The sequence below is a fragment of the Hungatella sp. L36 genome (assembly GCF_014288035.1).
The window spans coordinates 682,882-689,119 of record NZ_JACOPC010000002.1; the positions used below are offsets into that span (position 1 = coordinate 682,882).

7 protein-coding genes are annotated in these 6,238 nt (G+C 48.6%); all 7 read right to left on the minus strand.

Going from position 1 to position 6,238, the window contains the following annotated elements:
- Positions 1-18: 18 nt before the first annotated feature.
- On the minus strand, positions 19-660 hold the full coding sequence (locus tag H8S80_RS08805) for a cytidylate kinase-like family protein (RefSeq protein WP_002604027.1): 642 nt from the start codon (positions 658-660) through the stop codon (positions 19-21).
- A gap of 114 nt (positions 661-774) precedes the next feature.
- Positions 775-1,689, minus strand: a complete 915-nt coding sequence (locus tag H8S80_RS08810; protein WP_029466326.1) for an RluA family pseudouridine synthase — start codon at positions 1,687-1,689, stop codon at positions 775-777.
- Positions 1,686-2,204 (minus strand): signal peptidase II, encoded by a 519-nt coding sequence (gene lspA, locus H8S80_RS08815; RefSeq protein WP_002604025.1) that lies wholly within the window; start codon positions 2,202-2,204, stop codon positions 1,686-1,688. Before lspA ends, H8S80_RS08810 begins: the two co-directional genes overlap by 4 nt.
- A 10-nt stretch (positions 2,205-2,214) precedes the next feature.
- Positions 2,215-3,303, minus strand: a complete 1,089-nt coding sequence (gene aroB, locus H8S80_RS08820; protein WP_117631847.1) for a 3-dehydroquinate synthase — start codon at positions 3,301-3,303, stop codon at positions 2,215-2,217.
- Positions 3,304-3,454: 151 nt separating this feature from the next.
- Positions 3,455-3,976 carry a cell division protein SepF gene (locus tag H8S80_RS08825; RefSeq protein WP_002604023.1) on the minus strand — a complete coding sequence of 174 codons (522 nt, stop codon included), beginning with the start codon at positions 3,974-3,976 and terminating at the stop codon, positions 3,455-3,457.
- The gene (locus H8S80_RS08830) at positions 3,973-4,677 is read right to left on the minus strand and encodes a YggS family pyridoxal phosphate-dependent enzyme (RefSeq protein WP_002604022.1); all 705 of its coding nucleotides are present in this window, start codon (positions 4,675-4,677) and stop codon (positions 3,973-3,975) included. The genes H8S80_RS08825 and H8S80_RS08830 overlap by 4 nt, the downstream gene beginning before the upstream one ends.
- A gap of 14 nt (positions 4,678-4,691) precedes the next feature.
- Entirely contained in the window at positions 4,692-6,131 is a 1,440-nt protein-coding gene (locus tag H8S80_RS08835; protein WP_002604021.1) for a biotin/lipoyl attachment domain-containing protein, read from the minus strand.
- Positions 6,132-6,238 lie beyond the last annotated feature (107 nt).

Here is a 6,238-nt window from a genome sequence, read left to right on the forward strand (position 1 = left end):
GGCCCCACATCGGTTGGTTTAAGTATTCTTATTCAGCCACTCCTGCTTGGTTTCCGCGAATGCACGGATCATCTTCACCGCGCCGTCAACGCCTACCGCGCTCCGGTTGATGCAGAGATCGTAGCTTCTCGTATCGCCCCACTTCTTGCTGGAGTAGTAATTATAGTAGCTTGCACGCTTTTTATCGGTCTTCACCATGATGTCTTTTGCCTTTGCATCATCCACATTGTAAAGCTTCTTCAGGGAAGCGATGCGGTCCTCGTCGCTGGCCGTAATAAATACGGACACTACCTTCGGATAATCGGACAGCGCATAATCGGCGCATCTTCCGACGATCACACAGGACTCCTGTTCTGCCAGCTGTTTGATGGTATCAAACTGTGCAAGAAATATCTTATGATTAATCGGCATATCCATATAGCCGGACGTCGTATATCCCATGGAATAGGTATCCATTACCAGGGAATACAGAAAGCTGTTGGTCGGCTTTTCGTCATGAGTCTCAAATAATTCCTCGCATAAACCGCTGTTCTTGGCTGCCAGTGCCAGCAATTCCTTGTCGTAGCACTTCACGCCCATCTCCTCGGCTAACTTCTGTCCGATGATCTTACCGGAACTACCGCATTGTCTTCCTATTGTAATTACTAAATTTCCGCTCATATAGACCGCTCCTTCCAGTTATCTTATATGCCTATTATACATCAAAGTTTCAGAAAAATCTATATATTTATTGATTCTTAACAGTTTCTTTAAAAATACCACCCAGAAAGAGTTCTAGGTGGTACGTAATTTTCTTAATAATTCTTCAAAATACTCCGGCAGCGGGGCCGTAAATTCCATATATTCCCCGGTTCTCGGATGCACGATTCCCAGCACGCCTGCGTGCAGTGTCTGTCCCGTAAGCTTATAGGGACACTTGGCCGGACCGTATACCGCGTCACCCAGAAGCGGGTGGCCGATACTCGCCATGTGAACGCGAATCTGATGGGTACGTCCCGTCTCCAGCCGGCACTCCACATACGTAAACTGGCGGAAGCGTTCCAATACCCGGTAATGGGTCACGGCTTCGCGGCCATTCTTCTCATTGATGCACATCTTTTTTCGGTCCACCGGATGGCGGCCGATGGGCCCGCTTATGGTCCCCTCGTCGTCCCCCATCACGCCATGGGCAATGGCGTAGTATTTCCTCGTAATGGAGTGCACCTTCAGCTGCTCCGCAATGGAGTTGTGCGCCATATCGTTCTTGCAGACGATGAGAACACCGGTCGTGTCCATGTCGATACGGTGAACGATACCCGGTCTCATCACGCCGTTGATACCGGATAAATCCGCCCGGCAGTGGGCCATCAGCCCGTTTACCAGCGTACCGCTGTAATGCCCTGCGGCGGGATGCACCACCATCCCCTTCGGTTTATTAATTAAAATAATATCGGAGTCCTCATACAGGATATCCAGTTCCATCTCCTCCGGAACGATTTCGGGCTCTACCGCCTCAGGAATCTCCAGCTCAATCAAGTCTCCGGCCGCCGTCTTATAGCTGCTCTTAACCGGCTTTCCGCCCACAAAAACTGCCTCTGTCTTCAGCAGCTTCTGAAGATAGGACCTGGAGATATCGGGGCATTGCTCCGATAAGTATTTATCGATCCGTATGGCTTTCTCGTCCTCTCCTACCGTAAACTGCTGTTTCAATCCGCTTCCCTTTCCTTCCGGCCTGACAGGCAATTCAAATCCTCTTCTTTATACAGAAACAGGAACAGCAGGATAAAGATAAACATGGACACCGTCACATAGCAGTCCGCCACGTTGAAGATGGGGAAATCAATCAGCTTGAAATACAAAAAGTCCACCACATAGCCCCTCGTAAACCGGTCGATCATATTGCCAACTGCGCCGGCAGAGAGAAACATGGCGATCAAATGCAGCGGCAGATACTTCTTCGTAGCCGGCATACGGCTTATGGAGTACACAGCCGCGGCCACCACAATCACAGCGATAATCAGGAAAAACCACTGTTTTCCCTGGAGCATCCCGAAGGCCGCGCCGCGGTTTTCCGAATACAGGAATTCGAACACCCCATCCCATATGACGTAGGCCGGCCGGTCCATCAGATGATTGACCGCCAGCAGCTTCGTCCACTGGTCCAGACCGATTGCCGCCAGAAATCCTATGATAAGTCCTGTAACAAGTTTTGCTTTCTGTTTCATGTATGTCTCCTTATGCCAAAATGCGTGAAAGTCCCGCATTCATTTCATCATCCGTTACGGTCTTGTCAATATAAGCTTTTCCTACCTCTTCCAGCAGAATAAAGCGTATCGTCCCGGAATCCATCTTTTTATCACTCTTCGTCGTTTCAATGATCTCATCTGCAGAAAGTCCGCTGACCGTGAGAGGCATGCCGAAACGCCCCATCATCTCTTTTAACCGCAGCAGTTTCTCCTCCGCCATCGTACCTCTGGCAGCAGAGATTCCCATGGCCGCGATACATCCCAGTCCCACACAGTGGCCGTGCATCAGCTTAAAATCAGCCAGCTTCTCGATTGCATGGCCCAGCGTATGGCCGTAATTAAGCAGCGCCCGTTCTCCCTGCTCCGTCGGATCCATTTCCACGACATCGCGTTTAATCCGGTTGCTGACCTGGACCATCTCCTCACAGACGGACAGATCCCTCCGGCCGATCTCCTCCCCATGCTCTCCCAGCCACTCATAGTATGCCGCATCCTTAATCAGGCCATGCTTGATGATCTCTCCCATACCGGAAGAAAACTGCTCATCCGTAAGGGTCTTCAGCGTGGAAATATTCGTATAGACCAGCTTCGGCATATGAAAAGCGCCGACCATGTTCTTGTAGGCGTCAAAATCAACTCCGGTCTTCCCTCCGATGCTGGAATCCACCTGCGAAAGAAGGGTGGTGGGAACCTGAATAAAGGAGATCCCCCTCAAATACGTCGCGGCCGCAAAGCCGCATAAATCTCCTACCACGCCGCCGCCCAGGGCCAGCAGATAATCGTGGCGGTCAAACTTCTTCAAGATCAGGGTCTCATAGAGATCCTTTACCGTATTTAAGTTCTTATTCTCCTCCCCTGCCGGGAATATAAAATGCTCTGTCTTCCGGCAGCAGGCCGAGGCAATCCGTTCCACCTCCTCAAGGTAGAGCGGGGCCACGTTGGAATCCGTGACGACGCAGATCTTCCGTTCCTCCAGATTCATCCCGCGCAGCTCTTCCTCCAGCTGACCGAAGGATTGTTCCATTACAATATCGTATACTTTTCTTCCATCCATATGTACCGGAATTCTTTTCTCCATATTACGGTTCCTCCAAAGTAAAATAGAAAGCAAACAATCTTCCTTCCTGACGGTCCCCGTCACGAAAAATCCCGCGGCGCCGGCAGGCCGGTGGTTGGAAGATTGTCTGCTTGTACTATACCTAAAATCTGATTGTCTTTTATCGTCATGGCTACAGACGAAGATTCATTCCGCCCATATCCAGCGTACCATTATTCAGCAAGTCCTGAAAATCACCGGAAAGCTCTACGGATTCCGGAGTTGCTATAAATATGTAATTCGAGATCTTCTGCAGATTGCCGTTCATAGAGTATGTCGCACCCGATGTAAAATCGATAATTCGCTGTGCCACTTCCGTATGGATTCCTTCCATATTCAGCACAACTGCTTTTCCAGCCAGCATATAATCACAAATCTCTTTGGCATCCTCGATGGACGTCGGCTTCACCATGGAAACTTCCATCATGGAGCGCTGTTTCATCGGTACTACCTTTGGAGAACGTGATAGAAAGCGCGGCTTCTGATCGTACTCTTCATCGTCATCGTAATAGTCATCTTCATCTTTTTTGGCAAAGAGTCCTTTTCTGGCAGGTCTGTCATCTTCATCTTCGTAATCGTCATCTAAGTAGTAGTCATCCTCTTCATCGTCACCGTTTAAATGCACACTCTCCAGCAATTTGCTAATTATGCTCATCCTTCATTCTCTCCAATCTTATATCTTGTACCAAAAATGCCGGTACCGACTCTTACCAGAGTTGCTCCTTCCTCTATCGCTACTTCATAGTCTCCGGTCATACCCATTGAGAGCATACTCATAGTAACATTATCAATGTTTTTCCCGCGCATGTCAACATAAAATTGATATAATTTTTTAAAAATTGGCCGATTTTCTTCGGAATTATCTACAAAAGGCGCAATTGTCATCAATCCCTGAATATGCACATGGGAAAATGCCGCAATTTCTCTCAGCGCCTGCTCCGTTTCCTCCAGGCGGAAGCCGTATTTGCTCTCCTCCGCCGCCACATTCACTTCCAGCAGAATGTCTGCGGTAATGCCCTTTTTTGCTGCTTCCTCGTCGATCTGGGCCGCCAGCCTGACCGAATCCACACTGTGAATCAGGACGGTCTTGTCCACCACCTGGCGTACCTTGTTTCTCTGTAAATGGCCAATCATATGCCAGCGGATATCTGATTCCAGCACCTCGTGCTTTTCACACAGCTCCTGAACCTTGTTTTCTCCAAAATCGCGGATTCCGGTCCCGTACGCTTCTTCAATCATGGAAACCGGTTTCGTCTTGCTGACCGCTACCAGCGTCACTTCCTCACGGCTTCTTCCCGCCCGTCTGCAGGCCTCTGAAATCCGTCTTTCTACCTCTTCCAGATTTTCTTTTACCATATTGTAACACCTCTTTACTGATAGATTAATTCACCTTCACTGACTGTCGACGCATCCAGCACGATGTGGTCGTATACAGCCAGACCGTACGTCATATTCTTCTTAATTGTATAGTATTCATCGTTGGACGCCAGCACATCGATCTGCTTAAACACAGCATAGCCCTTATTGATATTGTACACACCCTGTAAGGACGCGCTCGCCCCTATCTGGTAGCGGTCTGTGGAATCCGGCTTCACGATGTAATCGCCTGCGTTAAAGCCGTTCTCTCCGCCCATCTCAATATAATAGTTGTCCTCCTCGGAATAATAGATCGTCGCCGGAACAAATACCACAGAGCTTCCGGATTCCGAATAGACCTCTTTATTAAATCCGCTTTCGGAGCTGTCGCCGCCCTGGGTTAAGTACTCCATGGGAACGAGATAGAAGTCCTTCGTCGTCACGGCGCTGGCCGGAATCTTAAGCCCGTCCACCTTATCAGAAATAATCTCAAAGTCCGCGTAACGGTCTGAAGCGAACTGGACCATGTATTTATCAAAATCCAGTTTGCCGTATGGCTTTCCGTCCGTTCCGGTAAGCATGGAAAAGCTGCCTGTGGCTTTTAAGTCATGACCGGAAAATGTGACCGTCAAGCTTGTCTTATCCCCATAAGCCTTCACATCATCGTCACTCAGCGGAAATACCACGGACCACTGATCCGACGTGATCATCTTATAGACAGGAATTCCCTTTTCAATCAGATTCCCTGCTTTTGTAATCGTCTTCGTATACTTGCTGCGGTCGAATACCGCTTCCGAAATTCCTGAAGCGTTCAGACTCTCATAAGAGTCCACTCCGTAGGACACGACACCGGCCTCATCGGCCCGCACCTGCTGAAAATTAAATCCCGCCTCGTCAAGGAGGCTTCCCGCGTTATCGAGCGCATTAAAATTCATGTATTCCATCACGTCCGCTTCCAGCGTATACTTCGTATCGTAAACCGAGTTAAAACGGTTGTCGTCGTACGTAAGGCTGAATACTGTCAGCTGTTTCTTTAAATCAGCCAGATTCTCCGCTGTCAGTGTGACATTTTCTTCTGTATTTTCTTCCAGGAATGATGCGATATTTCCTGTTTCATCAATGGAATAGATCCGAGTTCCCACCGACGCCCTCTTTCCCTCCCGGATATAATAGTTGATGTATCCGGAGCGGTCGGCGGTCTTCACCTCTTCCTCTCTCAAAATAATACCGGTATAATCGGTATTATTCACGATGCTTCCTTCCTGTACTTCATAGAACTGGACCTTGTCCCTCCGTATGTAGGTATAGACGCTGAACACCATATAAACAAAAATCAATGCGAAGATGATCATTCCGACATTAATATGAAGCGGCTTCCGGTATTTAATGATCTTCTTATTCTTTTTTTTCGGGGCCGCCTCCTTCTTTCGGGGCCTTACCTTCTGTTGTGCCAAGAGAGCGCCTCCTTTCCCTTCTAGTTATTATAAGAGTAAAATGCAAAAAGTTCAAGTGAAAGATGTACGCGGAAGATCCGCTGACTTTTGCGTGAGGTATTGAGGAA

Bases quoted from the DNA above. Each gene is read 5' to 3' on its own strand.
- aroB (WP_117631847.1), bottom strand. From the start codon at position 3,303: ATGGAGAAAAGAATTCCGGTACATATGGATGGAAGAAAAGTATACGAT.
- H8S80_RS08805 (WP_002604027.1), bottom strand. From the start codon at position 660: ATGAGCGGAAATTTAGTAATTACAATAGGAAGACAATGCGGTAGTTCC.
- H8S80_RS08825 (WP_002604023.1), bottom strand. From the start codon at position 3,976: ATGAGCATAATTAGCAAATTGCTGGAGAGTGTGCATTTAAACGGTGAC.
- lspA (WP_002604025.1), bottom strand. From the start codon at position 2,204: ATGAAACAGAAAGCAAAACTTGTTACAGGACTTATCATAGGATTTCTG.
- H8S80_RS08830 (WP_002604022.1), bottom strand. From the start codon at position 4,677: ATGGTAAAAGAAAATCTGGAAGAGGTAGAAAGACGGATTTCAGAGGCC.